Raw genomic sequence first — 1134 nt, forward strand, 5'->3', positions numbered from 1 at the left:
CGAGGGCTTTACTAAGCTTGCCCCTTCCGCCGTTGTCATAATCGGTTATGGCATCGCATTTTATTTTCTTTCTCTGGTTCTGAAATCCATCCCTGTCGGTGTTGCTTATGCAGTCTGGTCGGGACTCGGCGTCGTCATAATTACAGCCATTGCCTGGTTGCTTCATGGGCAAAAGCTTGATGCGTGGGGCTTTGTAGGTATGGGGCTCATAATTGCTGCCTTTTTGCTCGCCCGATCCCCATCGTGGAAGTCGCTGCGGAGGCCGACGCCATGGTGACGGTGTTCGGCATTCTGAATCTCACCGAGGACTCCTTCTTCGATGAGAGCCGGCGGCTAGACCCCGCCGGCGCTGTCACCGCGGCGATCGAAATGCTGCGAGTCGGATCAGACGTCGTGGATGTCGGACCGGCCGCCAGCCATCCGGACGCGAGGCCTGTATCGCCGGCCGATGAGATCAGACGTATTGCGCCGCTCTTAGACGCCCTGTCCGATCAGATGCACCGTGTTTCAATCGACAGCTTCCAACCGGAAACCCAGCGCTATGCGCTCAAGCGCGGCGTGGGCTACCTGAACGATATCCAAGGATTTCCTGACCCTGCGCTCTATCCCGATATTGCTGAGGCGGACTGCAGGCTGGTGGTTATGCACTCAGCGCAGCGGGATGGCATCGCCACCCGCACCGGTCACCTTCGACCCGAAGACGCGCTCGACGAGATTGTGCGGTTCTTCGAGGCGCGGGTTTCCGCCTTGCGACGGAGCGGGGTCGCTGCCGACCGGCTCATCCTCGATCCGGGGATGGGATTTTTCTTGAGCCCCGCACCGGAAACATCGCTGCACGTGCTGTCGAACCTTCAAAAGCTGAAGTCGGCGTTGGGGCTTCCGCTATTGGTCTCGGTGTCGCGGAAATCCTTCTTGGGCGCCACCGTTGGCCTTCCTGTAAAGGATCTGGGTCCAGCGAGCCTTGCGGCGGAACTTCACGCGATCGGCAATGGCGCTGACTACGTCCGCACCCACGCGCCTGGAGATCTGCGAAGCGCAATCACCTTCTCGGAAACCCTCGCGAAATTTCGCAGTCGCGACGCCAGAGACCGAGGGTTAGATCATGCCTAGCATTCACCTTCCGGCCGCCCGCTA

2 protein-coding genes are annotated in these 1134 nt (G+C 59.7%); both read left to right on the forward strand.

Annotated features, from left to right (window positions below; all coding sequences use genetic code 11):
- A partial coding sequence (locus tag ACOTX3_RS26070) for a DMT family transporter (protein ID WP_017900405.1) occupies positions 1 to 277 on the forward strand: 277 nt, incomplete at its 5' end.
- On the forward strand, positions 271 to 1110 hold the full coding sequence (sul1, locus tag ACOTX3_RS26075; protein WP_000259031.1) for a sulfonamide-resistant dihydropteroate synthase Sul1: 840 nt from the start codon (positions 271 to 273) through the stop codon (positions 1108 to 1110). The genes ACOTX3_RS26070 and sul1, both read left to right, overlap by 7 nt.
- The last annotated feature ends 24 nt before the right edge of the window (positions 1111 to 1134 follow it).

Source organism: Enterobacter cloacae complex sp. IR5384 (assembly GCF_049237265.1).
GTDB classification, from domain to species: Bacteria; Pseudomonadota; Gammaproteobacteria; order Enterobacterales; family Enterobacteriaceae; genus Enterobacter; species Enterobacter cloacae.

Bases quoted from the DNA above. Each gene is read 5' to 3' on its own strand.
- sul1 (WP_000259031.1), top strand. From the start codon at position 271: ATGGTGACGGTGTTCGGCATTCTGAATCTCACCGAGGACTCCTTCTTC.